At 61.1% G+C, this 25,193-nt stretch carries 24 protein-coding genes and 1 tRNA gene; 14 read left to right on the forward strand and 11 right to left on the reverse strand.

Annotated features, from left to right (window positions below; genetic code table 11):
• Positions 1-16: 16 nt before the first annotated feature.
• From PUT78_RS05885 to PUT78_RS05895, 3 genes are read left to right on the forward strand one after another with little or no spacing between them, the layout of a single operon-like run.
• Positions 17-2,203, forward strand: coding sequence for an ABC transporter permease (locus PUT78_RS05885; RefSeq protein ID WP_274351286.1), 2,187 nt, complete (start codon positions 17-19; stop codon positions 2,201-2,203).
• A 6-nt stretch (positions 2,204-2,209) separates the two neighbouring features.
• Positions 2,210-3,241 (forward strand): ABC transporter ATP-binding protein, encoded by a 1,032-nt coding sequence (locus tag PUT78_RS05890; protein WP_274351288.1) that lies wholly within the window; start codon positions 2,210-2,212, stop codon positions 3,239-3,241.
• Positions 3,238-4,032, forward strand: a complete 795-nt coding sequence (locus tag PUT78_RS05895; protein ID WP_274351290.1) for an inositol monophosphatase family protein — start codon at positions 3,238-3,240, stop codon at positions 4,030-4,032. The genes PUT78_RS05890 and PUT78_RS05895 overlap by 4 nt, the downstream gene beginning before the upstream one ends.
• 85 nt (positions 4,033-4,117) lie before the next feature.
• Here PUT78_RS05895 and PUT78_RS05900 read toward each other — a convergent pair whose 3' ends face one another.
• Together PUT78_RS05900 and PUT78_RS05905 are read right to left on the reverse strand one after the other, a co-directional pair.
• Positions 4,118-4,963 carry a BtpA family protein gene (locus tag PUT78_RS05900; protein ID WP_274351292.1) on the reverse strand — a complete coding sequence of 282 codons (846 nt, stop codon included), beginning with the start codon at positions 4,961-4,963 and terminating at the stop codon, positions 4,118-4,120.
• A gap of 613 nt (positions 4,964-5,576) precedes the next feature.
• Positions 5,577-6,062 carry a MarR family winged helix-turn-helix transcriptional regulator gene (locus PUT78_RS05905; protein ID WP_274351294.1) on the reverse strand — a complete coding sequence of 162 codons (486 nt, stop codon included), beginning with the start codon at positions 6,060-6,062 and terminating at the stop codon, positions 5,577-5,579.
• 164 nt (positions 6,063-6,226) lie between these two features.
• On the opposite strand from PUT78_RS05905, the gene PUT78_RS05910 reads away from it, so the two are divergent.
• From PUT78_RS05910 to PUT78_RS05960, 11 genes are all read left to right on the forward strand, one after another.
• Entirely contained in the window at positions 6,227-6,385 is a 159-nt protein-coding gene (locus tag PUT78_RS05910) for a hypothetical protein (protein ID WP_274351296.1), read from the forward strand.
• A gap of 43 nt (positions 6,386-6,428) precedes the next feature.
• Entirely contained in the window at positions 6,429-6,872 is a 444-nt protein-coding gene (locus tag PUT78_RS05915; protein ID WP_274351318.1) for a VOC family protein, read from the forward strand.
• 59 nt (positions 6,873-6,931) lie between these two features.
• A complete protein-coding gene (locus PUT78_RS05920; RefSeq protein ID WP_274351319.1) occupies positions 6,932-7,645 on the forward strand; it encodes a DUF1428 domain-containing protein in 714 nt (237 codons plus the stop codon).
• Between the two features lie 126 nt (positions 7,646-7,771).
• Positions 7,772-8,449, forward strand: coding sequence for a DNA alkylation repair protein (locus tag PUT78_RS05925; protein ID WP_274351320.1), 678 nt, complete (start codon positions 7,772-7,774; stop codon positions 8,447-8,449).
• A gap of 617 nt (positions 8,450-9,066) precedes the next feature.
• Positions 9,067-9,141 (forward strand) — tRNA-Phe (locus PUT78_RS05930).
• Positions 9,142-9,490: 349 nt separating this feature from the next.
• Positions 9,491-11,050, forward strand: a complete 1,560-nt coding sequence (pseG, locus tag PUT78_RS05935) for a UDP-2,4-diacetamido-2,4,6-trideoxy-beta-L-altropyranose hydrolase (RefSeq protein WP_274351321.1) — start codon at positions 9,491-9,493, stop codon at positions 11,048-11,050.
• Entirely contained in the window at positions 11,047-12,102 is a 1,056-nt protein-coding gene (gene pseI / locus PUT78_RS05940; protein WP_274351322.1) for a pseudaminic acid synthase, read from the forward strand. The genes pseG and pseI overlap by 4 nt, the downstream gene beginning before the upstream one ends.
• Positions 12,099-13,586: a capsular polysaccharide export protein, LipB/KpsS family gene (locus PUT78_RS05945; protein ID WP_274351323.1), complete on the forward strand. Its 1,488-nt coding sequence runs from the start codon at positions 12,099-12,101 to the stop codon at positions 13,584-13,586. The genes pseI and PUT78_RS05945 overlap by 4 nt, the downstream gene beginning before the upstream one ends.
• 65 nt (positions 13,587-13,651) lie before the next feature.
• Positions 13,652-14,248 carry a TetR/AcrR family transcriptional regulator gene (locus tag PUT78_RS05950; protein ID WP_274351324.1) on the forward strand — a complete coding sequence of 199 codons (597 nt, stop codon included), beginning with the start codon at positions 13,652-13,654 and terminating at the stop codon, positions 14,246-14,248.
• Between the two features lie 53 nt (positions 14,249-14,301).
• Complete coding sequence (locus tag PUT78_RS05955) at positions 14,302-15,159, forward strand: NmrA family NAD(P)-binding protein (RefSeq protein ID WP_274351325.1); 858 nt, start codon at positions 14,302-14,304, stop codon at positions 15,157-15,159.
• A gap of 1 nt (position 15,160) precedes the next feature.
• Complete coding sequence (locus PUT78_RS05960; RefSeq protein ID WP_274351326.1) at positions 15,161-15,742, forward strand: hypothetical protein; 582 nt, start codon at positions 15,161-15,163, stop codon at positions 15,740-15,742.
• 136 nt (positions 15,743-15,878) lie between these two features.
• Here PUT78_RS05960 and pseC read toward each other — a convergent pair whose 3' ends face one another.
• The 9 genes from pseC to PUT78_RS06005 all read right to left on the reverse strand — a co-directional run bounded on the left by pseC (position 15,879) and on the right by PUT78_RS06005 (position 25,153).
• Complete coding sequence (gene pseC / locus PUT78_RS05965) at positions 15,879-17,024, reverse strand: UDP-4-amino-4,6-dideoxy-N-acetyl-beta-L-altrosamine transaminase (RefSeq protein WP_274351327.1); 1,146 nt, start codon at positions 17,022-17,024, stop codon at positions 15,879-15,881.
• Positions 17,025-18,023, reverse strand: coding sequence for a UDP-N-acetylglucosamine 4,6-dehydratase (inverting) (gene pseB / locus PUT78_RS05970; protein WP_274351328.1), 999 nt, complete (start codon positions 18,021-18,023; stop codon positions 17,025-17,027).
• A gap of 123 nt (positions 18,024-18,146) precedes the next feature.
• Positions 18,147-18,929, reverse strand: coding sequence for an imidazole glycerol phosphate synthase subunit HisF (gene hisF, locus PUT78_RS05975; protein WP_274351329.1), 783 nt, complete (start codon positions 18,927-18,929; stop codon positions 18,147-18,149).
• On the reverse strand, positions 18,923-19,564 hold the full coding sequence (gene hisH, locus PUT78_RS05980) for an imidazole glycerol phosphate synthase subunit HisH (RefSeq protein ID WP_274351330.1): 642 nt from the start codon (positions 19,562-19,564) through the stop codon (positions 18,923-18,925). Before hisH ends, hisF begins: the two co-directional genes overlap by 7 nt.
• A gap of 6 nt (positions 19,565-19,570) precedes the next feature.
• A complete protein-coding gene (locus PUT78_RS05985; RefSeq protein ID WP_274351331.1) occupies positions 19,571-20,722 on the reverse strand; it encodes an N-acetyl sugar amidotransferase in 1,152 nt (383 codons plus the stop codon).
• 9 nt (positions 20,723-20,731) lie between these two features.
• Positions 20,732-21,352, reverse strand: coding sequence for a pseudaminic acid biosynthesis-associated methylase (locus PUT78_RS05990; protein WP_274351332.1), 621 nt, complete (start codon positions 21,350-21,352; stop codon positions 20,732-20,734).
• Positions 21,353-21,355: 3 nt separating this feature from the next.
• On the reverse strand, positions 21,356-22,057 hold the full coding sequence (pseF, locus tag PUT78_RS05995) for a pseudaminic acid cytidylyltransferase (protein WP_274351333.1): 702 nt from the start codon (positions 22,055-22,057) through the stop codon (positions 21,356-21,358).
• 223 nt (positions 22,058-22,280) lie between these two features.
• A complete protein-coding gene (locus PUT78_RS06000; RefSeq protein ID WP_274351334.1) occupies positions 22,281-23,771 on the reverse strand; it encodes a capsular polysaccharide export protein, LipB/KpsS family in 1,491 nt (496 codons plus the stop codon).
• Between the two features lie 242 nt (positions 23,772-24,013).
• A complete protein-coding gene (locus PUT78_RS06005; protein WP_274351335.1) occupies positions 24,014-25,153 on the reverse strand; it encodes an alpha-D-ribose 1-methylphosphonate 5-triphosphate diphosphatase in 1,140 nt (379 codons plus the stop codon).
• Between the last annotated feature and the right edge of the window lie 40 nt (positions 25,154-25,193).

A 25,193-nucleotide genomic window follows, 5' to 3' on the forward strand; every position in this document is an offset into this window, starting at 1 on the left:
TTAGCGGTGAGCGGATATGACTCCTGAAGAATTACGCGACTCGCGCGCTGCGCGTGAAAGGCTGAGTTGGCTTGTGCTGTTGGCGCTTGCAGTGCTTGTGCTGCCTTGGCACCAGTCCTTGCCCGCGGAGTCTGCGCCTATAATTCCCTCGGCGCTTGGGCTGGCAGCAGAGGGGCGCGGGTGGCTGTGGCCCGTGGTTCTTGCACTGCCGCTTCTGGTCTGGGCAAGTTTCAAGGGGGCTGGCGGGCGTTTGTTTCTTGGTGTCGCGCTGGCTGCGTTCGCGGTGTTGTTGGTGCAGGGCTTCACTGTGGGCCTGCGCGGTCCGGCGTTTGACTGGCTGACCATCCTTTTTCCCGTCGCCGGACAAGGGCAGACCGGGCTTGGCTGGGGCGGGTTTGCATCTGGCATCGCACTTCTGGGGCTTATCGCGCATGCACTTGCCCTTCGGGGGTTTTGCCGGGGTGACCGGTTCTCGGCTTCGGCTGTGGTGTTCATTGTGGCGCTGCTGGGGCTGTTTGTTTTCTATCCGATCCTGAGGCTGGCGCTGGCTGCATTTGTCGGCCCGGATGGAGAGGTGGCACTGGGACCGTTCCTGACCCGGCTGTTTGCGCCCGAAATCTGGCGACTGGACTGCCTGACAGGCGGGCGACGTTGCGGGGTGGTCATCAATTCTCTGGTGCTGGGCCTTCTGGCTGCCACCATCTGCACTGCCTTGGGCTTGGCGCTGGCACTGATCGTGGCGCGCACCTCTTTCCGTTTCAAGCAGACGCTGCGCGCGCTCTCCATCCTGCCCATCATAACCCCGCCTTTCGTCGTGGGTGTTGCGATCATCGTGTTGTTCGGGCGCACCGGGCTGATAACCGGCTGGGGCGCGGAGATATTCGACATCCGCCCGACCCGCTGGGTCTATGGCCTGAGCGGTATTCTGATGGCGCAGGTTCTGGCGTTCACGCCGATCACCTTCCTCGTGCTTCTTGGCACGGTAGAAGCGATCAATCCCACGCTCGAAGAGGCCAGCCAGACGCTTGGCGCCGGTCCGGTCAAGACCTTCTTCAAGGTGACATGGCCGCTTTTGCGTCCGGGGCTTGCTGCGGCGTTCCTGCTGGCATTTATCGAGAGCCTTGCGGATTTTGGAAACCCCATCGTGCTGGGCGGTGGATATGAAGTGCTCTCTACCCGGATATTCTTTGCGGTTGTCGGCGCGCGGTATGATCTGGGCAATGCAGCCACGCTGGCCATGATCCTGCTGACGCTGACACTGGTCGCGTTCTGGCTGCAACAGCGCTGGCTGGGCCGGAAAAGCTATGTCACCGTCACCGGTAAATCCGATGCTGGTCTTGCCTCGACCCTGCCATTCGGGCTGAAGGGCGTGGCATGGGCTGCGGTCATTCCGTTTGTGGCGTTCACCATCGGCGTTTACGCTGTGGTGCTGCTTGGCGGCTTTGTCCATGACATTGGGCGCTGGGACCTGACGCCGACATTCGCACATCTGCGGACAGCATTCGATTTCGAGGTGAACGCGAGCGGGTTGCAGCTTTATGGCTCGGCGTGGAACTCCATGCAGACCACGCTGCTGGTTTCTGCCATTGCAGCCCCCCTGACCACATTGATTGGCATCATGACGGCCTGGCTGGTTGCCCGGCAGGATTTTGCGGGCCGCAATGCGTTCGAATTCGGCACAATGCTGAGTTTCGCCATTCCTGGTACCGTTGTCGGGGTCAGCTATGTTGCGGCCTTCAACGTGCCGCCTGTGGATATTACCGGAACTGCTGCGATTCTGGTGATATGCTTCGTGTTCCGTAATATGCCAGTGGGCATGCGCGCAGGGCTGGCGGCATTCGCGCAAATAGACCGCAGTATGGAAGAAGCCAGCCAGACCATGGGGGCTGGCGGTGCTGCAACCCTGCGCCGCGTCGTTCTGCCACTGGTCAAGCCGGCGGTGTTCACTGCGCTGGTCTATTCCTTTGTCACTGCCATGACTGCCGTGTCCGCCGTGATTTTCCTTGTTTCGGCCCGCCACAACATGGCGACCGCCTATATCATGGGCCGGGTAGAGGCCGGGGAATACGCGCTGGCGATTACTTATTCGACAGTGCTGATGATTGTGATGATTATCTGCATTGTCCTGATCCAGCTTATGGTGGGCGCGCGCAGGTTGGGGCGGCGGCGCGAATTCCAAGGCCAGAAAGCCCCGGCTGAATGAGGTTACATGACTGAAGAAATCGCGATTGAATTTGCCAATGTCACCAAACGCTATGGGTCCGCTGTGGCCGTGGATGCGATCACCTTGTCCATCGCAAAGGGCGAGTTGGTTACCTTCCTTGGGCCTTCGGGCTGCGGCAAGACAACGTCGCTGCGGCTGATTGCAGGGCTGGAACTGCCCACATCGGGGGTGGTGCAGATTGCGGGCCGCGATGTCAGCCAGCGCGCGGCCTCTGAACGCAATGTCGGGATGGTTTTTCAGTCTTATGCCCTGTTCCCGCATATGAACGTTCTGGAAAATGTCTCCTATGGTCCCATGATCCGCGGTGTGGCCAAGGCCAAGGCCCGCGCGCATGCCTATGAAATCCTTGAACAGATCGGCCTCAAGGGGTTGGATATGCGCCTGCCATCGGAACTGTCCGGCGGTCAGCAACAGCGTGTCGCGGTGGCACGTGCCATTGTCCAGCAGCCTGATGTTCTGCTGTTTGACGAGCCTCTCTCGAATGTGGATGCCAAGCTGCGGCGCAAGGTGCGCGGCGAAATCCGCGAGTTGCAGAAGCGCTTTGGCCTGACAGCCGTCTATGTGACACATGATCAGGAGGAGGCGTTGGCCGTTTCGGACCGGATTGTGGTGATGCAGGCCGGCCGGATTGCCCAGATCGGAACGCCGCGCGATCTTTATGAACGTCCGGCCTCGTCTTTCGTTGCTGATTTCATCGGGGATGCCAATCTTATTTCCGGACAGGTGACGGCCGGGCGGTTCCGGGCGGCAGATCTGGATGTGCCGCTGGCCGGGCCGGATGGGGCCGCGCAGATATCGTTGCGCCCCGAACGTATAATTCTTTCGGCGGGCGAGGGCGCGCCTTCCGGTCGGGTAAGGTCCTGCACCTATCTGGGCAGCCATTGGGAATACGAAATTGAAACAGGCTTCGCCGAACTTCTTGCCTCGCGCCCGATGAGCGAGGCCCCGATAGCGCCCGGCACTGCCGTGACCCTGACAATCCCTGAAACCGCACCAATCAGAGTGACCGATATATGACCCATGATGACTCGCTTGCCGCGCGCTTTGCGCTTGCCCAGACAGCTGCGCGTGCGGCAGGGGCGCATGCGCTGGCCCTGTTTCACGACCGCGCCAGCCTGACCATCGAGACGAAGCACGATGCGCTTGACATGGTCAGCCGCGCCGACCGCGAGGCCGAAGACGTCATCCGCGCCATGGTTTCCGAAGCCTTCCCCGAGGACGGGTTTCTGGGCGAGGAAGGGGGCGCGCAACCCGGCACTTCGGGTCTGACATGGGTGATTGATCCGATTGACGGGACTGTGCCATTCGTTTCGGGTCTGCCGCATTGGTGCGTGGCGATCGGCATCCAGTCCGAGCAGGCAACCGAGGTGGGTGTCGTTTACCAGCCCATTCTGGATGAGATGTTTACCGCACGGCGCGGGGCTGGCGCTGCCTTGAATGGTGTGGCGCTGCGCATCAGTCCGACGACCCGTTTAACCAACAGCCTTACTGGTATCGGGGCCAACCACCGGGCCATCCCGGAGCATGTTGCCGGGGTGTGCTGCAAGTTGATGGCCCAGGGCGGCATGTTTTATCGGAACGGGTCCGGCGCGCTGATGCTGGCGTCTGTCGCGGCGGGGCGTCTGGGCGGGTATTACGAGCCGCATATGCACCCCTGGGATTGTCTTGCAGGTTTGCTTCTGGTGCGCGAAGCGGGTGGGCAGACGCTGCCCATGCCCGACGGCGCATCGCTGGCAGAGGGGGGGGAAGTCCTTGCTGCGGCCCCCGCCGTCTGGCCGGACCTTGCCGCGATCACAGGGCATAGCTAGGCGCCTTTCGCTTACGCCGGTCCGGCCCGCGACATTGGTTCCGGGCCGACGCTGCAACGCATCCGGGGTGGGGGCCGTCAGCCCTTCACGCGCCTTCCAGCGCGGGGCGCGCGGCGGCAGTAAACGCGGCCACCCGCGCCGCATCGACAGGGTTCCACCAGACGCCGTCTTCCTTGAGCGAGGAGGCCACGATAACCGCATCAACCTGTCCCAGAATTGCACCGACATTTGACGCCGTGACCCCGGACCCGACCAGAACCGGCAGATGGGTCGCCGCTTTGATGGTTGCGATTTCGTCCATCGCGGCACTGTCGCCAGTGCGCTGGCCTGTGGCAATCACGGCGTCGGCATTGAAAAACGCCAGATCACGGGTCAACTCTGTCACGCTACGATCGGCCACGATGGCGTGGCTGCCATGCTTTACATGTGCATCTGCAAAGATCCGGATACCCTCGGCGCGCAGTTGGGCACGGTAGCGTAGCGCCTCGGCGGCGCACCCCTCGATAAAGCCTTCGTTGGCGACATAGGCATTCGCCCATTGGTTTACCCGGATGAAGCGCGCCCCCGAGGCCGCAGCAATGGCGAGTGCGGGAATAGCTGCATTGGCCAGCACGTTGATACCCAAAGGTACATTGAATTCGCGCATAATGCGGTCTGCCACCACTGCCATGAACCCGGCCGTTTCCGGACCGATCTTATCCGGCTTTGAAAAGGGGATGTCGCCGTGATTTTCAACAATCAGGCCATGCATGCCATTGGTTATCAGTCGTTCGGCATCGCGCAGGCAGAAATCGAGGATCTGGTCGCGCGCCGCCCCCCGGTAGCGCGGCGCACCGGGGAAGGGGGGGCAGTGAATCATGCCGATCAGGGCCTTGGGTTGCCCGAAAATATCGGCAATTGCATGATGTGGCTTGTCCGATATCAGCGTCATCCTGAGAACTCCCTGCCCAGCTTGTTCAAGGACATACTCGCACCCTGTGGACAGATTGGAAACGCAGTATATCGGCAAGTATGCACGACCGTGCTGGTGCAGTTCGCGAATATGATCGTACCGGGGCAGATTACCCGCTTCAGTAGTGCCGGCAGCATCCCTGTCCGGAGCGACGGAATTGCTGAAGGGTGCGGCTATCCGGGCAGACGCAATGAACCGCCCCGGTTTCACCGCAGATCGGTAGCGTCGACCATATCGTGCAGGTCACACTGTGCGGCGTGTCGACCTATGTGGCGCGCGCCAGATTTTCGCAACAAAGGAAAGGCCACGACATGGATTTGTATGTCGGCCTACATGTCTTTCAGGCAAGCACCGTGATCTGCGCGGTGTCCATGCAAGGTAAGGTTATCAAGCGGTGCTGTTGCAACAGCACCCTGTGCAGGCGGTCTTGCCCCGCTATTCCTGGCGGGCATTCTGGTTGTCGATCACGATATCCCGGCTGGTTTTGCGAAGTCTGCCGAATATGGTGCGAGTGGCATTTCATTCCTTGTTCAGGAGCGGAACTTCAATCCGGGTGGCAGTTTCACCTGCAAGGCGGGCCCTCGTGATCTGGTCAGACGGTCGGGGGTGTTGCCGGTTCCCGTTCTGCGGTTGCCAGCGCAAGTGACGCGGCATCCAGTGCGGCATGAAGCGCTGCGGCGGTTTCCCCACCCAGCGCGGCGAGTATTTCGCCATGCGCCTGTTTCCAGAGTGGCAGCGCATCGGCCAACTGTGTCTTGCCTGCCCCGGTCAGGCGTGCGACCCGCACGCGCCGGTCCTTGTCGCTGCGTCCGACCTCTACAAGGCCTGCCGTTTCCAGCGATCGCAGGTTGCGCGTAAGCGTGGATAGTTCAAGCGCGAGGATGTCGGACAGCCGCCCCATGGGCTGTGCCCCTTCCGGTCCCAGCGCGATGGCGCTCATCAGCGTGACCTGCGTGGCCTGCAAACCGGTAGGGCGTAGCGCCATATCATAAGCGCGCGTGATCGCCCGCGCAGTTCGCCGGGCGCGGAAGCAAAGACAGTCAGCGGCCATGATCCGCGCGGCATCGAGATGATTCATGGCGCTCCTTCTAGCTGTATTTTCTGCAAGCTGACAGCCACCATTTGGTACAATGTCAGCAGAGCCTGCGGTAGGGAGTCCTGCCGGTTTCCATCCTGTACGTGAAAGAACTTGTATATACAAGTTAATTCTGCTACGCAGACGGAAAAATGATTCCGGGGCGGATGCACCTGAAACTGCGTGTCAGGATGGAACCCGGAAAATATTCACGCCGACAGGCGTCTAGGTTGGCCGACACTGCGCTGGCTTTCGTCGCCGGGCAGGCCGGTGCGGTGCTGGCAGAAGCCTTTGTCGACTCCGCGTTTTCTTCGGCCTGTGCTTAAGGTCGGCGGCGGGCAGTTCATCAAGACCCATGGGAGGACGTATATGAGCACCACAACGCTAAAGCCCCCCGATCCGCGCATCATGCAAGGTGTCATTCCGTATATCGGCTATGGCGGGCGCAGCAACGAAGCTGTGGATTTTTATGCCCGCGCTTTCGGCGCACGCGACATGGGCCGGATTCCCGATGCGGAGCGCCCCGAATACCTTATGCATGCGCAGGTGGAAATCAACGGCGGCAGCCTGATGCTGTCCGATATGGGTTGCAAGGAAGTGACGGATCCGGGCGCGCTGGAACGCGCCCATATGCAACTTGTCGTGACCGATGGCCGCAAGTGGTGGGACCGCGCAGTGGCGGCGGGGTGCAAGGTCATCGCCCCTTATGAACGGCAATTATGGGGTGACGACTGGGGCGCATTGCAGGATCCCTTCGGCATCCGCTGGGCGATCCTGCAACCGGGACCGGGCCGGGGCGATCAGGATGCCTGAGCATCGCAGGGCAGGGGACCCACCCGGTTCCCTGCACAATCATCAGAAGGGATCATGATATGACATGCATTCAGGGCTTTGTTGCCGCCGTGCCAACGGAAAACCGTGCGGCCTTCATCGACCATGCGGCGCGCGCGATGCGGGATTTTCGCGATCACGGGCTTGTGGCAGGGGTGGAATGCTGGGGCGACGATCTGCCGGACGGCGAAGTCACTTCATTTCCGCTGGCGGTGAAGGCCAAGGCCGACGAGACAGTGATCTTTTCCTGGTATGTCTGGCCGTCCAGGGCCGCGCATGATGCGGGCATGAAGGCGGCCATGGCCGATCCGCGCCTTGGGCCAGAGCAGAATCCGATGCCCTTTGACGGCAAGCGCGTGATTTTCGGCGCGTTCGAACCTTTGGTGGAACATGGCGCGCCACAGAAGGGCGGCTATGTCGACGGATTTGTCATTCCGGTGCCGCGCGCCAACCGCGAGGCATTCCGCAAGCAGGCCGCCGATTTCGCCCCCATCTTTGCCGAGCACGGCGTCAACTGGCTCATGGAATGTTGGGAACAGGATGTGCCCGATGGCAGCCTGACTGATTTCCGGCGCGCAGTGCAGGCCAAACCAGACGAGGCGATCGTGTTTTCCTGGGTACAGTGGCCCGACAAGGCGACACGCGACGCAGGCAACGCGAAGATGATGCAGGACAAGCGGTTTGAAGGGATGGTGATGCCATTTGACGGCAAACGCATGATTCTGGGTGGTTTCGTGCCCGTTGTGGAAGTCTGATGTAACCGGGCAGAAGATCATCCCGCAGCGCGTGCCTGCGTTGCTTTCGTCATCCCGCCCGACAGTCATGGAAACCTTCATTGAGATGCGCAAGATTGATGTATCGGCCATGGAGCATGTAGTAAAATGAGCAGGACGGCGGGACCGGATGCAGAACGGCTGACTCTGACAGGCGTGAAGGACTGGCTTGCCGCCAATGCGTCGGAGGCAGAGCGACAGAAGCTGCTGGGCTACGGCATACCCAACGACCGCGCACTTGGCGTGTCCATGGGGCAGATGCTGGCCCTCGCGCGCAAGCGACCGAAAGACCCGGAGCTTGCCGCCGCGCTCTGGGCTGATGGCGGCTATGAGATGCGCACGCTGGCGCTGCTGCTAGATGATCCCGGCACCCTGACACGCGCGCGGATGGACGCGATGGTGGCCGGGTTCGACAACTGGGCTATTTGCGATACTGCCTGTTTTCGCCTGTTCGACAAGGCACCCCGGGCCTGGGACGCTGTGCCGCAATGGGCCGCGTCCGAACGGCTTTACACACGGCGGGCGGCCTTTGCGCTGGTCTGGGGACTGTCGGTCCATGACAAACAGGCCGGGGATCAACGGTTTCTGGAGGCGCTGACATTGGCAGAGGCGCATGCCAGCGATGCCCGCCCGCATGTCGCGAAGGCAATCTCCATGGCGGTGCGGGCGACCGGCAAGCGCAATACCACCCTGCGCGCTGCGGCGCTGAACTGGGCCGATTGCGTTGAGCCGCGCGGCAAGACCGAGGCACGTCTGGCGCGCGAGGTGCGGCGCGCGCTGGGCTGAGGGGCAACTGGTTGGTGATCAGCGCTTGCGCCGGGCGCTGAAAAGGCCGGCTTTCCCTGCGCGGTTGCGCCTGTTCACAGGGTATGCAACCCGATGCTGTGAATCATGCCCGTCAGCCCATCGGCCAGAATCTGACCTTCGCGACCGATGACCGGACCATGGCTGAAAGCGACGCATGCCTTGCATGAATGCCGGGTACGGGGAATGTCATGCCCGCGCCACTGCGAAGGACACGATCACACCGCTGAATCAGGCACTGAACCGAACTGATGCGGTGTTTTCCGCGGGGCTTTGTTCAGTGATTAGAGCAGCATACCGCGTGAACCCAGGTTTGCACAGACTGCGCCCCTGCGTCTGCCGGGGTGGTGTATCTGATAACGGGGCACCCCCACCGTGGGGGCTGCCCCGGTAAAATCAGCGCGGTTAACAGGCCTGCTGCAAGCAATTTCCATGTCATATGCAGGCCCGTTCGGGAGTCCTGACGGGACTGCGTGCCATTCAGTGTGATTTCGATTGCGCTTTTTCCAACTACCCTCTGGACAGTACGATTTCCCTGACATAATAAGCGCGCACCCTACGCAAACAAATTGCGTGTCGTGTGAAACTCACACACCCGTGCCCGGGTAGCTCAGGGGTAGAGCAGTGGATTGAAAATCCTCGTGTCGGTGGTTCGATTCCGCCCCCGGGCACCACTTAACAAGCTGGTAATCTTGGGTTTGTGGTCATGTCTGGTCCTTGTTCGGACGGGGGCTGACGCTTTTGGTGGCGGAAGGTTCGGCAATCGGTCGCGCGCAGTGTCCATGTCCCATGTCGCGCAAGGAAAATGTCCCAAAACCAGTTGCTCGACGAAATGCATGGCGTTGCTTCAGGTCAAAGGGGGGTGTTTCACCTTGATCCGGGGCGGGGCGTCTGGTGATTGCCTGAACCGGGATAAAGCGCTGCATCCGCGCATGTGCGGATGGTATTTTCGCACCAAGGCTTCTACAAAAGATGTGCAGGCGCGCCTTGGTGTCCGGGGGGTGTGTCGAAAAGGAGCCTTGCATGCGGGTAATCATTCGGGCTGACGCCTCTGGCATGATCGGAGGAGGGCACATGATGCGTTGCCTTTCCCTGGCGCAGTCCCTGCGTGCCAAGGGCGATACCGCTGCTTTCGTCATGGCGGCAACCGGGACTGACTGGACAGGTATGGTCACGCGGGCTGGTTTCGCGGTCTATCCGGTTGCGCCGCGCGTGCGCGGGCATGACGACGACGGGCCGTGGCATCAGCGCTGGCTGTCAGCGCCCTGGCAGGATGATGCCAAGGTGACAGCACAGGCCGTCAGGGATTTCGCGGCAGACTGGTTGATCTGGGATCACTACGGGCTGGACGCGCGCTGGGTGCATGTGGTGCGACAGGCTGCTGGCAGGCTTCGCGTTATGGCGATCGATGATCTGGATGACCGCGCATTGGGGTCTGATCTGGTTCTGGACCAGACGCGGCTGGACTCAACCGCGCGCACACATCCTGCACCTGCGCCGCTGTCAGGGCCTGCGTATGCGACGCTGCGGCCGGAATTTGCCGCGCTGCGCGCGCAGGCATTGGCGCGCAGGGCAAAAGCGCGTGATGGTCGGCATGTGCTGGTCACGCTGGGACTGGCGGATGCGGCCGGACTGGCGCCTGACATCGTTGCGACCCTGGCACAGGTGCCGGGGGTCAGTGCAGATATCGTGATGGGTGCATCAGCGCAGACATTGCCGCGCGTGCGCGCGCTTTGCGCTGAACATTCCCGGTTTGCGCTGCATGTGGATACACAAGACATGGCCGGGCTGATGCTGCGCGCTGATCTGTGCATCGGCGCGGGGGGCATGACCAGTTGGGAGCGCTGCTGCCTTGGGCTTGCCACGCTGCTTGTTCCCGTGGCCGAGAATCAGACCGATGTTGCGCGCGCGCTTGCGCAGGCGGGGGCGGTGCAGGTGCTGGAGGTGGCGCAGGCGCGTAACCCGCGTGAACTGCAGGCCGCGCTGCATGTCGCGCTTGCGCAGGCCCCGGTAATGGGGCAGGTCGCCGCCGGTCTGTGCGACGGGTTGGGCACGCAGCGGGTGGTTGACGTGCTGGGGGGTGAATTGCGCGCAGTCACGCCCGCCGATGCGCGCCTGCTTTTCGACTGGCGGAACCAGCCGCATATCCGGGCGGCCAGCCTGAACACTGCAGCGCTGGACTGGCAGGGCCATCTGGACTGGATCGCGGGTTTGCAGGGCCGGACTGACGGGGTGTTCTGGGTCTATACCGAAGGGGGCCGCGATCTGGGGCATGTGAATGCCCGTCGCGGGGATGACGGGATCTGGCGCTGGGGGTTCTATATTGGCGCGGATGATGCACCGAAGGGGGCAGGGCGGCGGATGCTGGCATTGGCGCTGGTGCAGCTGTTCAGCCGCCCGGATTGCGCGGAAATCGAGGCAGAGGTGCGCGCCGACAATCCCCGTTCGGTTGCATTGCACCGCGCGCTTTCGTTCAGGCAGATGGCCAGCCGCGACGATGGGCGCGTTCTTGTCTTTTCGCTGAACGAATGCGACATAGACAGCGTGTTTTCCATCCAGTTCCCGAAAGATCCTCGACCATGACCCCGTTCCAGATTGCAGGCCGCCCGATCGGCGACGGACACCCGCCCTATATCATCGCAGAACTGTCCGGCAATCATAACGGCAAACTGGAACGGGCGCTGGCGCTGGTGGATGCCGCCGCCGAAGCCGGGGCCGATGCGGTAAAATTGCAGACCTATACCGCAGACACGATCACGATTGACGTGGACCGCCCCGAATTCCGCATTCAGGGCGGGTTATGGGACGGGCGATCGCTGCATGAATTATACCGCGAGGCATCCACCCCGTGGGAATGGCATGCCGCGTTGTTTGCGCGGGCGCGGGAACAGGGATTGCAGTGCTTCTCCTCGCCCTTCGATCCCACAGCCGTTGCGTTTCTGGAAACGCTTGACGCACCGGCCTATAAGATCGCGTCTTTTGAAATTGTCGATACCCCGCTTATCCGCCTTGTGGGCGCGCAGGGAAAGCCCGTGATCATCTCAACCGGCGTGGCCAGCCTGGGCGAGATTGAGGAAGGCTTGCGCGCCGCGCGTGAAGGGGGGGCGGCAGGGGTTGCACTTCTTCACTGCATTTCGGCCTATCCCGCCGCGGTCGAAGATATGCGCCTGCGCACCATCGCGTCCCTCGCTGCGGCCTTTGGGGTGCCGGTGGGGCTGTCGGACCATTCGCCCGGGTCGGTGGTTGCCGTGGCCGCCGTGGCGCTGGGCGCGTGCATCATTGAAAAACACCTGACGCTGGCGCGGGCCGATGGCGGGCCGGATGCTGCATTTTCACTGGAACCGGCGGAATTCGCAGCGCTTGTGCGCGACTGCCGCACTGCGCATCTGGCGCTTGGGCAGGCGCGCCATGACCGCGCGGGCATCGGGGGCGGAAATGCGCTGTTCCGCCGGTCGCTTTATGTTGTGGCGGATGTGGCCGCAGGCGATGTGCTGACGCAAGATAATATCCGTTCAATCCGCCCCGGACTGGGGCTTGCGCCGCGTTATCTGCCGCAGGTGCTTGGGTGCCGCGCCACCCGCCCGTTGCAGCGGGGGGAGCCGCTAGACTGGACAATGCTGGGCCCCGCCGCATGACCATCCGCCTGTTCTGCGTCGCCACCTCAAAAAGCAATTCACCGATCATCGCACAAATGCTGGCGCAGGCGGGCGACAGGCTGGAAATGGCCCTGCATCTGGGCGGAACGGATGCGCAGTTCAAGGGCACATCGCTGTCGCGGATGAACCGCAGGCGCGGCAGTATCGGCCATCTGATGGACCGCGACCGCTACCGGGGCGCGGCGCAGGCGCTTTTCCAGCACCCCGGCTATTTGCAGGAGATGGAAGAATTCATCGCCCATCTGGAGCGGCGCAGCGAGAATAATGACCTGCGCCCGCATCGCATTCACGCGATGCAGGAATATGCTGATTACTTCCATATTCTGGCCGATGCGATGGCGGCACAGATTCGTGACAGCGGCGCGACGCATGCGCTGTTTTTCAATATCCCCCATCTGGCATATGACACCATCGCCTATCAGGTGGCGCGGGCCATGGGGTTGCCGACGCTGGTGCTGACACAATCACTGTTTCCGGCGCAGTTCTTTTCCATGCGCGACCCCGCCGATCTGGGGGCGTTTGTGCCGCGCCCGGATGCGGCGACCTATCCCATTGACACGCAGTCACAGCCCGGACTGTTCTACATGAAAGGGGTGAAGCAGGAACCTTCGCCACGTGGGCGGCTGAGTGCGCGGGCCGTCCTGAACCTCGTGGCGTTCCTGATCACGCGCAGGCCGCATATGGCGCTGAACCCGTTCTATCTGCGCCGTGTTCTGTCCCGGATGCAGGCCATCTATGGCGGGCTGCCTGACTGGCGGGATCCGTTTGCGGGGTTCTTCCATGACAGCCAGCTTGATTACTTCGACCATCTGGTCGAACAGGAAAGCGAGGCTGTGGACTTGTCCACCCCCTATGTCTACATGCCCCTGCAATTGCAGCCCGAAATGACAACCGCATCGCTTGGCGGAATTTACGCTGATCAGGCGCTGGCGGTGGAACGGCTGGCCGATATGCTGCCCGATGGCGTGCGCATTCTGGTCAAGGAAAACCCCAAACAGGGTGCCTATATGCGCGGGCCAATGTTCTTTCACCGCCTGAAGCGCATTCCGCAGGTGCAGTTCCTGCCATCTTACGCCAATACCCATGCGCTGACCGCGAATGCGCGCTTTGTCGCCACAATCACCGGCACCGTCGGATGGGAGGCGGTGCGCATCGGCAAACCCGCGCTGACCTTCGGGCAGGCGTGGTATCGCAGCTTTCCCGGCGTTGTCGAATATCGGGACGGGTTGCGTTATGACGATGTGGCGGGGCTGACCTGGGACCACGCGGCGCTGGAACGCGCGGCGGGCGATTTGCTGTCCCGCAGCCATGGCGGCATCATCGACCGGCATTACCGCGCGATGGTGGATGACCACGACCCGCAGGAAAACGCGGCGCTTGTGGCAGGAACGGTCCTTGAACTTCTGGAAGGGCGCGCCGCACCCACCTTCGGCGATCGGGGCGTTGTAGGGCCTGTTACCTGACGCAGGGTGTTGGATGACGGCTTGTAGCCCTTTCTTACGCTTCGCCGAACATGCATACTATCGGTATGCAGGGAAAATCTAAACACAAGGCAGCCAAAGCGGCTGATACCCATCACCAGCTTGTTCAGGTCGCGCGTGCGGCCTTCGCTGATCGCGGTTATGGCGACGTCAGCCTCAACGATATTCTGACACCTCTTCAGCTTACCAAGGGCGCGCTTTATCATCATTTCCGCGACAAAAAGGACTTGTTTCGTGCAGTCCTTGTCGCCGTTCAGAGCGAGGTCGCCGCCAGTGCGCGCGAGGCGGGCCGGGCCGCGCCTGACCCTTTCCAGGGTCTCAAGGCTGTCTGCCGGACCTTTCTGCATGAACTGCGAAAGCCTGATGTGATGCGTATCGTTTGCATTGATGCGGGCGCAATTCTTACATGGGCGGAATGCGCTGAGATTGACGAGAAGCACATGCTTTCTGTGATGCGTGACGCCATCGGGGCCGTTCAGGCTTCGGGTGCGCTTGCGGGCCTCGATCTGGAAGCAACGACTCGTGCGCTGGCCGGAGCGATCTATCAGACGGTGGAATGGGCTTCCCGTGACGAGGCTCACAACCGGATCGCCCAAGGCGAAATTGTCCTCCTGCGTTTGCTGGACGGCATTCTCGCCAGTTGACTCACATACCGATGGTATGCTCAAAACATACCATTGGTATGTGGGGATGTAATATGTCTGGGAAGCCAAAGACTCTTGTGATGGGGGCCAGCGGTCTGATTGGTCGGCCTGTCGCCCAAGCGCTCGCGGACGCGGGACTACCGGTTCGTGCAGGATACCGAAGCCGCCCTGTCGACATTGCGGGTGCCGACCCGGTCATGATTGATGCCCGGACCGGCGCAGGGTTGCGCGAAGCCGTTGAGGGTATGGATCAGCTCTTTCTGCTGATCGGGGATATCCCCGACCAGACTGAAGCGGAGCTGCGAGTTGTCGATGCCGCCAGAACGGCTGGCGTTGCTCACATCGTGAAGCTTTCGACATGGGGAGCAGACACTGAGGCGTTTTCAATCGCGCGGGTTCACCGGCCCGTGGAGCGTGCAATTGAACAATCGGGGATGTCCTGGACATTGCTGCGTCCGAACTGCTTCATGCAGAACTTCTACACCTACTATCGGGACATGATTGCCTACACCGGCACTGTGCGTTTGCCCTGTGACGACGCCATTGTCAGCTTCATCGATGCGCGGGACATTGCCGCTGTTGCTGCCCGCGTTCTTGTCGATACGTCCTTGCGCGGAAGGGCCTATGATCTGTCGGGTCCGGAAGGGCTCACATACGATCAGGCAGCAGCTTTGCTGGTCACCCCGCATGGTCTGCCCGTGCGCTATGTGAACATTACAGACGAGGAATGCCGTGCCGAGATGATCGCGGCGGGGCTCACGCCTGCCTATGCAGAAGATATCATAGGACTGTGCCGCTATTATCGCACCGGGGCTGCATCCGGCGTCACATCGGCGGTAGAGGACATCATCGGGCGACCGGCGGTGTCGTTTTCCAGATTTGCAGCCGATCACGCCACCACTTGGCAGTAATATGTTGTTCAGAAACAACGTTCTCGAAGAGATCAAGACTGGCAGGATAACGCTCGCCTTCCGGCAGTGGACAAGGCCCACGGTGAAATCCGACGGCTCATTGCGGACGCCGGTCGGCATCCTCGCCATCGAGAGCGTTGAAACGGTCAGGCCAGATGAAATTTCTGACGAGGACGCGGGGAGGGCTGGATTCAACGATCGCAAAGCATTGCTTGCCGAACTCCGAAAAGGGAAGGGCGGCGAACTCTACCGGATAGCATTTCACCTTTCTGGCCCGGACCCCCGCGAAGCTCTGCAGCAGCAGACTGACATTGGGGTTGAAGAACTGGCAGCGATACGAAAACGCCTTGCTGTCCTGGATGAAAACAGCCGGACAGGAGCCTGGACCACAACGGCACTTCAGCTGATCGGGGAATATGCCGGCCAAACTGCTGGAAATATCTCAGAAAGCCTTGGGATCACGAAGCCGACCGTCAAACGAAAAATCCGGCAACTCAAAGAGCTTGGGCTGACGGAAAGCCTCCAGAGCGGCTACCGGCTGTCTGAGCGGGGGCATGTGGTTCACAATCGGTTGTCGGATTAGGAGAACTGCTTCGCACTCTTGACCAAGCAATTCGCAACGCGGCGGCCCAGAACAGCGTCTAGGTAGCTTTGTCCCGCAAAGCCGCCCATAGGTACTGCACCGCACTGCTGGGGCGGTGACGCGCGGGCAGCTGGGGTCAGGCCGTGAGGGCGCGGGTCAGTGCCCCCACGACCTGATCCTGATCGGCTTCGCTCAGGCGGCTGTGCAATGGCAGGCTGATTGCGCGGTGGTAGAAGGCTTCGGCCACCGGGAACATCCCCCAGTCAAAGCCTTTCGCCCGCCAGAACGGATGGGTATGGACGGGGATGTAATGCACATTCACGCCAATCCCGTCCGTACGCAACGCGGCAAAGACGCGGGCGCGGTCCTGTACCTGCACAGGATAAAGATGCAGCGCGGAATAGCTGTCGGGCGACTGCACCGGGCGCACCAGTGGTAAATCCTGCAACAGCAGGTCATATCGCCGCGCCAATATGTGCCTGCGTGCGATGAAGTCATCCAGCCGCGCCATCTGCGACAGGCCAAGCGCGGCCTGCATGTCGGTCATCCGGTAATTGTAGCCAAGCGCGATCTGTTCGTAATACCACGCGCCCTGATCATCTGCGTTCTGCATCTGGGCCGTATCCCGCGTCACCCCGTGTGAGCGTGCAAGCACCATGCGGCGGGCAAGTTCCGCATCATTGGTGGTGGCGCAGCCCCCTTCGGCGGTAGTGATGATCTTGACCGGGTGAAACGAAAATACTGTGATATCGCTATGCGCGCAGCCGCCGACCGCCGCGCCACGATAGCTTGCGCCGATGGAATGGGAGGCATCCTCTATCACGCGCACGCCATGCGCGCGGGCCAGCGCGCCGATCGCGGCCATGTCGGCGGTCTGACCCGCGTAATGCACCGGAATGATGACTTTCGGCAAACGCCCGGCCTGCGCGGCCTGCGCCAGCTTTTCGGCCAGCGCCTTGGGGCACATCAGATAGGTGTCGGGGTCTATATCGACGAAATCAACATCTGCCCCGCAATAAAGCCCTACATTGGCCGAGGCCACGAATGTATTCGGCACCGTCCACAGCAAATCCCCCGGCCCGACACCCAGCGCCATGCAGGCGATATGCAGCGCTGATGTGGCCGAATTGACCGCGACCGCATGGGTCGCGCCGGTTCGCCGGGCAATCGCGTCCTCAAACCCCGGAACCGCCGGCCCCTGAGTCAGGAAATCAGACCGCAGAACCGCTTCGACCGCGCGAATATCATCTTCCGAAATATCCTGTCTGCCATATGGGATCATTCAGAATTTTCCGATCTTACCGGCGTTTTTCGTAACCCAGTCCTGCAGTGTTTCAAGGCTCATCCATTCGGGGTTTGTGTCAGACGCATAGGAATAATCCGGTGCGACCTTGCGCCCGTTCTTGATGCGGACAGGGTCGCTTGACCAATTGTGAATGGCCGGAATGATCTTGAAATAATCGTCGTATTCATAGGTATGTCCCGCATCTTCTGCGCCGATCATCTGTTCGTGCAGCTTCTCGCCCGGGCGGATGCCGACAAATTCATGACGGGCATCGGGGGCCACGGCGCGGGCAATGTCCAGAATGTTCATGGACGGGATCTTGCGCACGTATATCTCGCCGCCGACCATATCCTCCAGCGCGTGCCAGACCAGTTCCACACCCTGTTCCAGCGTGATCATGAAACGTGTCATGCGCGCATCGGTAATGGGCAGCACCCCCGTGTCACGCTGTTGCAGGAAAAACGGAATGACCGATCCGCGCGACCCCATCACATTGCCATAGCGCACCACCGAAAAGCGGCATTTCTCCGCGCCGGAATAGGAATTGCCCGCGACAAACAGTTTGTCAGATGCAAGTTTCGTCGCGCCATACAGGTTTATCGGGCTGGACGCCTTGTCCGTGGACAGCGCCACGCAACGCTTCACGCCCTTGTCGATGCAGGCATCGATGACATTCATGGCACCGTTGATATTGGTCTTGACGCATTCGAACGGGTTGTATTCCGCTGTCGGCACGATTTTCGTCGCGGCGGCATGGACGACATAATCTACCCCGTCCATTGCGCGGTAAAGCCGTTCGCGGTCGCGCACATCACCGATAAAGAAGCGCACTTCGGGATACTGACCATAGATCTTGGCCATGTCCCATTGCTTCATCTCGTCACGCGAATAGATGATGATGCGGCGCGGCTTGTAGCGTGCCAGCGTCATGGGCACAAAAGCAGACCCGAAGGAGCCGGTGCCGCCGGTCAGAAGTATTGTCGCGCCTTCGAGCATATCAGAGAGCCTTTTGCAGTGGGGCGGCCGCAGCCGCAGTCATGTCTGAAGTTTCGGTCCTGTGCCGCATGGCTTTCGCCTTAGCGCACAGACCTGCGCCTGTCCAGAAGTGGGCAGGCCGCATCAGGTTGCGGGCGCATCGACAAAGGGCTTGCGCACGGGAATGCCGGCCGCTTCCAGTGCTTGTTTGGCCCCTGCAGGGGTCAGTTCGGTGAAATGGAATATACTTGCCGCCGCCACAGCGGAGGCCCCGGCCTGCATGATCACGTCCACCATATGCTGATAATTCCCCGCCCCGCCAGAGGCGATGACCGGTATCGTCACAGCGTCGGCAACCGCGCTGACAAGCGGCAGGTCATACCCTTCAAAAGTGCCGTCACGTTCGATGGATGTGATCAGGATTTCACCTGCACCGCGATCTTCCAATTCGCGCGCCCAGGCAATGGCGTCACGCCCCGTGTCACGGCTGCCGGCATGGCTGAAACAGGTCCACTGTGCGGGCGCGGTCTGGCGCACGTCGATGCTGGCAACTACACATTGGCTGCCGTGCCGCTGCGCGATCCGGGTGACAAGCGATGGTGACTCATATGCCGCCGTATTCACGCTGACCTTATCCGCGCCCGCGCGCAGCAATCGCTTGACCTGTTCGATGTTGCGCACGCCCCCGCCATAGGTCAGTGGCACGAAGCAATCCTGCCCGTATTCGGCGATGGATTCATAATCAGGGTCATCGCCGGTTTCCTGCGCAGTGATGTCAAGCAGGATCAACTCGTCCACCTCGCGCTGGTTATAGACGCGGATCGCGGGCAGGACAGGGCCCACGCGCCGCCAGGAATCGAACCCCGCGCCCTTGATCAGCCCGAATTCCTTCCACAGCAGGGTGGGAATGATGCGCGTGGTCAGCATGGCGCGCCCCTTTCCAGAAAATTGCGCAGCAACCGGAACCCCGCGCGCGAACTTTTTTCCGGGTGGAACTGCGTGCCCCAGACATGGCCACGGCGCACCGCAGCAGCAAAGGGCACGTCATGCATGGCAGTGGCGATGACATCTTCGGGGTGGTCGGGGTGCATGGCATAGCTGTGGACAAAGTAAAAATTCGTCCCTTCCGGAATGCCCGCAAGCAGCGGATCGGCTGCGCCCGCAGGGTGGATTGCATTCCACCCGACATGTGGCAGGCGCGCGCTACAGCCGTGCTGCCGCAGGTGTTCCACCCGTCCGGGTATGAAACCCAGCCCTTCGGTGCCATCTGCCGTGTTTGCGCCTTCGGTTCCGCGGTCCGCCAGAAGCTGCATACCCACGCAGACCCCCAGAAGCGGCGCGCGGTCTTCTTCGACAGAGCGGTGCAGGGGGGCTATCCAGCCGCCTTCGGTGAGTGCCGCCATGCAGTCGCTGAAACTGCCCACCCCCGGCAGGATCAGCCGCGCGGCCCCGGCAAGCTGGGCGGGGGTTGTCGCAAGGAAAGGCTGCGCGCCCAGTTCCTCCAGCGCGCGCAGCATCGAGCCAAGATTGCCCGTACCGTAATCTATGACCGCAACGCGCATTCGCCCTCAGATGTTGTCGTGGTTGATCTTGGTCAGGTTGCCTTCGCGATCCTTGTGCAGACTGCCATCGGGATTGCGCTTGAACAGCTTCTTGTTGGTGAAGCGGTCGCAGATGGTGATGAATTCATCCACTGACATTTCCAGCGGTTCCAGAATCTTGTCCAGCGGCTTGCCCAGATAGGTCCAGGGGAAGCGCCCGTCCAGCCTGCGCACCGCGTCCAGCCCGTCCTGACGGGTCAACCGCCCGCGCCGGATATGCAGGCAGGCAATATCCGTCGCGCGCCCGAAACCGAATTTCAGGAACTTGAAATAGTCGTGAATGCCAGTGTGGTAATTATCAAGGTTCTCATAATTCACCATCGACCCTTCTACTGTGCGATCAAAGCTGCGGAACCCGTTGGCCCCGGCAATCAGGGCGTTCGACAAACCGTCCCATGGGATGTAATGCCCCAGAAACAGGCCTGTGACGCCCACGCGCGCCAGGTCTTCATCGGTCGGATAGACATAGTTCAGCAGGTGTTTCTGCTCGATTCCGTCCTGACCGACCAGATCGGTCACGCGCATGCCAAGCAGGCCACCGAATTCTTCCAGCCAGCGCCGGTTCAGCACATTGTTGCCAGCCGCCGCAGCCGGACCGCCATATTCGTTTTGCGAATTTTCACCCCAGATGATCAGCGGAACGTTGAACTGCACCGCCGCGCGCACAGGAATGGTAAAAATGCCCACATGTTCGGGCCAGGAAATATCGCCCACCTGCTTCAGGCCCACGCGGTTCAGTTTCGCGCGGACCAGCGGGTTGGGCGACACTTCGATGTAATCCACGCCCAGATGTTTCAGGTTCTCTATATTCGCGCGACCTATATCCGACAGGTCGCAGGTGGTCGATGTCACGCAAAGCGGGTTCAACCCCATCTGCAACATCCGCACCACCTGATATGTGCTGTCCTTGCCGCCACTGACCGGCACGATGCAGTCCCAGTTGCTGCCATCGCGCTTGCGGTAGCGTTCCAGAACGTCCTGCAATTCCGCATAGCGCGCGTCCCAATCCACCGTCTTGCGGTTTTCATATGCGCGGCAGGCATTGCAGATGCCGTCCTCATCCAGATGCAGGTCGGGCTTGGTGCTGGGCATCACGCAGCGTTTGCAATAGGTCAGCATGGTGTATCCTCAGCGCTTTTCCATCAGGAACCAGGTGATATCGTCTTGCGGGAATTGCGGGTCGCGGCGATAGGCGAAACCGTAATCCACCAGTTTCATGGCGGGATGGCGTTCCATGATTTCGCCTGCGAAGTCGCGCTTGAACAGACGTTCGGCATGGTCGCGATAGGGAATGGCGACTGGGGCGGGGTTGTAATATTCGGCAACCAGCAGCCAGCGCCGGGTCGCCCCCACCAGTTTGTCATAGACCTGCGGCAACACTTCGGGGTTGATATGGATAAGCACCCCCTTGATCAGCGCCAGATCGCAGACCGGCGGGTCCAGTTCCAGAATGGACCCTTGCTGCACGTTATCTGCGCCGACAAACCGGGCGAGTTCCTGCGCGGCGTCGGCGTTAATTTCTATTCCGTGCAGGGCCATGTCAGGGCGCAACAGGCGCAGGGCACGCAGGTTCATGCCGATATTCGCGCCGAACTCGACGCAGCTTTCCGCACCATTCGCCGCAGCCAGTGCCTTGGCGAAAAAGGCGAGGTTTGACGCCAGCAGCTTTTCGCCCTGATTGCGCTGGATGTATTCCGTGCCGAATGTTCCGGCCCAGAATTCCTCTTGTTCGGTCATGTATCGGGTCATCCGCTACTCCTTCGGGGTGGACCGGGCCAGCGCAAGGTGCATCAGTTCGGCCCTTGTCCAGTCCTCGGGGGTGTCAATATCCTGCACACGGTGGCGCGGCATCAGAATGGTGCGCGAATGCGCCGCATAGATTGGCAGCCCGTCAACCCAGGCCTGCGCATGGCCCCAATAGAATTGGCCCGCATCATGCACATATTCTGCCAGATCCTGCGAGCGTGTGATTTCATGCTCCGGATGCAGCATGGTGACGGCACCGCTGTCATCGCGTGCAAGCGCGCGCTGGATCGGGAAGGCAAAGCTTGTGACCGGAAAGCAGAAGGTCGCGCCCGTCGCATGCAGCATTGCAAGGCCGTCGCGCAGGTCTTGCGGGCGCACGAAAGGGGCGGTGGCGTACAGGCAGCACACGTCCTGCGGGGGGCGTCCGGCTGCGCGTAGCCAGTCAACGGCATGGGCAATCACGGCGATCGATGTGGCGTGATCATCCGACAGCGCAGCAGGGCGGGTGAAGGGAACCTCTGCACCGTACTCGCGGGCGACCTGTGCAATTTCGGGATCGTCGGTTGACACCAGGATGGCATCGAACACATCCGCCGCCCGTGCGGCATCAATACTATGCGCGATCATGGGCTGCCCGGCGAAACTCCGGATGTTCTTGCGCGGTATGCGCTTGCTGCCCCCGCGTGCGGGGATAATCGCAACTTTCATCTAATTATCATACCTGAATATGGCACGTATAATAGGGCGTCCCTGAACATGAATGCGATTGTCCTCCGGTGTGGCACCCGCGATCCTTATCTTAAGCCTATGCAATGATTGGAATGCTTTCGTCAAGCTATTGCAGCGCGGTTCACAGACAAGAGGGTGGCACAAGTTCCCGGCCCCGCTGGCCAGTCCGGGTTGCGCAGAACATTCCGAAGCGGACGCAACCTTACATGACAGGTGACGATCCGCTGTCAGGCCCGACGAATGTCATGGGAATATCGCCTTGCAGCAGGCCAAGCATCTGCGCTGCGACAGTCCGGACATTGGCCGCGTCGCTGTAGCCATCCACGATTTCGATATAGTCGCGATCCACAACGCCGGGGTGACAGCGCGCGACCAGCGCCCCGACAGCCTGCTGCAGTGCTGCATGCGTGAAGGTCACATCCGCCACATCCTCATAGCGCAGCCCTTCGCGCCAGGCGACGGCACCGGGAAAGGCGCGATACCATGCCCCCCCGAATACCAGCACAGGCTTGCCCATGCACAGGGCTTCCCAGCCGACCGTGCCGGAAATCGTTGCGACAAAGCGCGCATTCGCGGTCAGCGCATGGGTATTGGCGTAAGATGGCAGGAACTGCACCTGCGGAATGCGCTTCAGGCGGTGAAAGAACATTGGCCCGCGCATATAGGCACCCTGTTTGGGGTTTTCCTTGACCAGAATGCGCACGCCATCGGGCAGCATATCGGCCAGCCGTTCGATCATATAGGCCTGATCACGGAACCGCCCGCCCAGCGAAGATGTCGTCATTTCGGGCTGCATTTGCAACGGCACGTAAACATAGTCGCCAGACAGGTCGATGTCCTGTTCCTCATAGCTGGCAAGCTGGTCGAAATAGGCAAGCGCGTTTTCATGGAAAAACGCTGCGAAAGGGTCGCGCCAGCGCGGGAAAACGCCGTATATGCGGCGCATATGTGCCAGCAAACGCCATACATAGACCGGGTTCAATGCGCGCCATCTGGCCTTCAGCACCAGATAGGTCATCAGTTCGGCCACCGCGCGCGCCGTGATCGACCCGCCTTCTTCGCGCGCTTGCTTGACACCTTTCATGTAGAATAGCTGCGGCTGCTCTCCCTGTGCAATGGGATAGGGGGCGGCAGCAGGGTCGGCAGGGTAAAGCCCTGTCGCCCCCACATCGCTGGTGGAAAAGAACAGGTTGGGAAACAGTGCCTGCGTGACCATCAGCACAGGCAGGCCCATCGCCTTTGCCAGATGATACAATGCCGTGTCATAGCCCAGATGCGGCACTGAGAAGATCAGAACATGTGTCACGCCCCGGTCCCGCATTTCGCGCGCTATGGTGTCATACAGTACATGGAAATAGCTGTGATATTCGTCCACTGTTTCCAGCGGGTGGGATTTCTGCTTGAACATGGCGCTGTTGCGCGTCAGGTGGTCCGTGAATTCATCGCGATGGCGGTAATAGTCATCGGTGCGAAAGGCAATTTCTGCTGCACCGCTATAGGTGCTGTCTTGCATGATATGCCCGTCAGTCGCCATGCTGGCTTTCATCCGTGACATGCTGGAGGCGCGGAACTGTGCGGACTTTTCCCCGAAATGAAGGACAACCTTCACCGCGCCGCCGCTGATCTCCTGCATGGTCTGCAACACGCGATCCGTGTCCTTCGTCGTGGACACCACAGCAAGCCGAATGGTCATGACAAGTTGCTTTCATCAGGAAAACAGGACGATCGCGGCTTCGCACTTGTGTGACAAAATGACAAGCCCTGTTGTTCCCGTTGTAAGCGATGCACCGCCGGGTGGATGCACGGCACCCCTGTCATTGCCGCGTGATGCAATGTGCGATGCTCCGTGGCCAAAGGGTATTTGTGGTCCCTGAACATGCGGGTCCACCGCAGGGGTGGCGGCCAGTGGCCCCGGCGCGATCATCTGACAGGACGTTACGCCACGCGCGCACCCCGCACCCAGACGGACCTGATAACCGGCACCGATGCAGGCAGGGCCACGCGCAGTAGATCGGCGCGCAGCCCTGTGGCAATACGCCCGCGATCAGCAAGGCCCGCGACCTGCGCGGGTGCCTGGGTGACCATGGCAATACCGCGCGCCATATCCCCCAGCATTTCGCCCAGCCGCACAGCACCTTGCAGCAACGCCGCAGGCACATAATCCGATGACAGAATGTCCAGCCGACCGGCCTGCGCCAGGTCCGCCGCCGCCACATTGCCCGAATGGGACCCCCCGCGGATCAGGTTAGGGGCACCCATCATCACGGCGATACCGTGGGCATGGCAGGCATCCGCCGCAGCCAGTGTGGTGGGGAATTCGGCCAGCCGGACGCCGTGTTGCGCCGACACCGCGACCTGACCCTGCGTTGTGTCATCATGGCTGGCAAGTGTCGCCCCATAGCGCTGCGCTGCTGCCACAACTGCCGCTTCATGGGTGGTGCGCATCTTGTCGCCAAGCGTCCGCCGCATCGCGACATGGGCGTCGAAATCGGCATCGTTCATGTTGAACTTTCCCTTCAGATAGGTGCGCAATTGCCCAAGATCGGCGAACTGGCGCTGGCCCGGCGTGTGGTCCATCAGGCTGACAATGCCGATACGGTCCTGCGCCCCGAATTCATCCAGTTCATCCAGCAGCGAATGTGAACAGATTTCTGCCCGCAAATGCAGGAAATGACTGATGGACAGTGCCCCCGCTGCCCGCAGGGCCAGTATTTCATGCGACAGCGCGCGGGCATAGCGACCGGCCCCCCCATGGCTGCCATCCAGCGTGCCGACACGCAGCGCGTCAAACACGGTCGTAATGCCCGCGCCCGCCAGTTCCCTGTCATGGGCGACAACAGCCGCCGGATGCGGCCAGTCAACACCGGGGCGCGGGGTCAGGTGGCGTTCCAGATTGTCGGTATGCAGTTCAATCAGGCCGGGGCAGATCAGGTCACCGCCGCAATCCACAGCGCCTTTGGGAACGCGCACGCCATCCTCCAGCGCTGTGATGATGCCATTTTTGATGATAATTGCGCCGGAACGGGTTTCGTGTGGCAGCACAAGGCGGGCATTGGCAAGAACAAGCTCTGTCATCAGTGGGTTCCCCGGGTTATCCGTCATTGACTTGTCATGG

This window comes from Roseinatronobacter alkalisoli (assembly GCF_028745735.1).
In the GTDB taxonomy this organism is placed as follows: domain Bacteria; phylum Pseudomonadota; class Alphaproteobacteria; order Rhodobacterales; family Rhodobacteraceae; genus Roseinatronobacter; species Roseinatronobacter alkalisoli.

Excerpts from the sequence above, each read along its gene's own strand:
- PUT78_RS05925 (WP_274351320.1), top strand. The coding sequence starts at position 7,772 with ATGAGCAGGACGGCGGGACCGGATGCAGAACGGCTGACTCTGACAGGC.
- PUT78_RS05910 (WP_274351296.1), top strand. The coding sequence starts at position 6,227 with ATGCACCTGAAACTGCGTGTCAGGATGGAACCCGGAAAATATTCACGC.
- PUT78_RS05905 (WP_274351294.1), bottom strand. The coding sequence starts at position 6,062 with ATGAATCATCTCGATGCCGCGCGGATCATGGCCGCTGACTGTCTTTGC.
- PUT78_RS06000 (WP_274351334.1), bottom strand. The coding sequence starts at position 23,771 with ATGACCATTCGGCTTGCTGTGGTGTCCACGACGAAGGACACGGATCGC.
- PUT78_RS05920 (WP_274351319.1), top strand. The coding sequence starts at position 6,932 with ATGACATGCATTCAGGGCTTTGTTGCCGCCGTGCCAACGGAAAACCGT.
- pseG (WP_274351321.1), top strand. The coding sequence starts at position 9,491 with ATGCGGGTAATCATTCGGGCTGACGCCTCTGGCATGATCGGAGGAGGG.
- hisF (WP_274351329.1), bottom strand. The coding sequence starts at position 18,929 with ATGCTGACCACGCGCATCATTCCCACCCTGCTGTGGAAGGAATTCGGG.
- PUT78_RS05955 (WP_274351325.1), top strand. The coding sequence starts at position 14,302 with ATGTCTGGGAAGCCAAAGACTCTTGTGATGGGGGCCAGCGGTCTGATT.
- PUT78_RS05915 (WP_274351318.1), top strand. The coding sequence starts at position 6,429 with ATGAGCACCACAACGCTAAAGCCCCCCGATCCGCGCATCATGCAAGGT.
- PUT78_RS05945 (WP_274351323.1), top strand. The coding sequence starts at position 12,099 with ATGACCATCCGCCTGTTCTGCGTCGCCACCTCAAAAAGCAATTCACCG.
- pseI (WP_274351322.1), top strand. The coding sequence starts at position 11,047 with ATGACCCCGTTCCAGATTGCAGGCCGCCCGATCGGCGACGGACACCCG.
- PUT78_RS06005 (WP_274351335.1), bottom strand. The coding sequence starts at position 25,153 with ATGACAGAGCTTGTTCTTGCCAATGCCCGCCTTGTGCTGCCACACGAA.
- pseC (WP_274351327.1), bottom strand. The coding sequence starts at position 17,024 with ATGATCCCATATGGCAGACAGGATATTTCGGAAGATGATATTCGCGCG.
- pseB (WP_274351328.1), bottom strand. The coding sequence starts at position 18,023 with ATGCTCGAAGGCGCGACAATACTTCTGACCGGCGGCACCGGCTCCTTC.
- PUT78_RS05890 (WP_274351288.1), top strand. The coding sequence starts at position 2,210 with ATGACTGAAGAAATCGCGATTGAATTTGCCAATGTCACCAAACGCTAT.
- pseF (WP_274351333.1), bottom strand. The coding sequence starts at position 22,057 with ATGAAAGTTGCGATTATCCCCGCACGCGGGGGCAGCAAGCGCATACCG.
- PUT78_RS05895 (WP_274351290.1), top strand. The coding sequence starts at position 3,238 with ATGACCCATGATGACTCGCTTGCCGCGCGCTTTGCGCTTGCCCAGACA.
- PUT78_RS05985 (WP_274351331.1), bottom strand. The coding sequence starts at position 20,722 with ATGCTGACCTATTGCAAACGCTGCGTGATGCCCAGCACCAAGCCCGAC.
- PUT78_RS05950 (WP_274351324.1), top strand. The coding sequence starts at position 13,652 with ATGCAGGGAAAATCTAAACACAAGGCAGCCAAAGCGGCTGATACCCAT.
- PUT78_RS05900 (WP_274351292.1), bottom strand. The coding sequence starts at position 4,963 with ATGACGCTGATATCGGACAAGCCACATCATGCAATTGCCGATATTTTC.
- hisH (WP_274351330.1), bottom strand. The coding sequence starts at position 19,564 with ATGCGCGTTGCGGTCATAGATTACGGTACGGGCAATCTTGGCTCGATG.
- PUT78_RS05885 (WP_274351286.1), top strand. The coding sequence starts at position 17 with ATGACTCCTGAAGAATTACGCGACTCGCGCGCTGCGCGTGAAAGGCTG.
- PUT78_RS05990 (WP_274351332.1), bottom strand. The coding sequence starts at position 21,352 with ATGACCCGATACATGACCGAACAAGAGGAATTCTGGGCCGGAACATTC.
- PUT78_RS05960 (WP_274351326.1), top strand. The coding sequence starts at position 15,161 with ATGTTGTTCAGAAACAACGTTCTCGAAGAGATCAAGACTGGCAGGATA.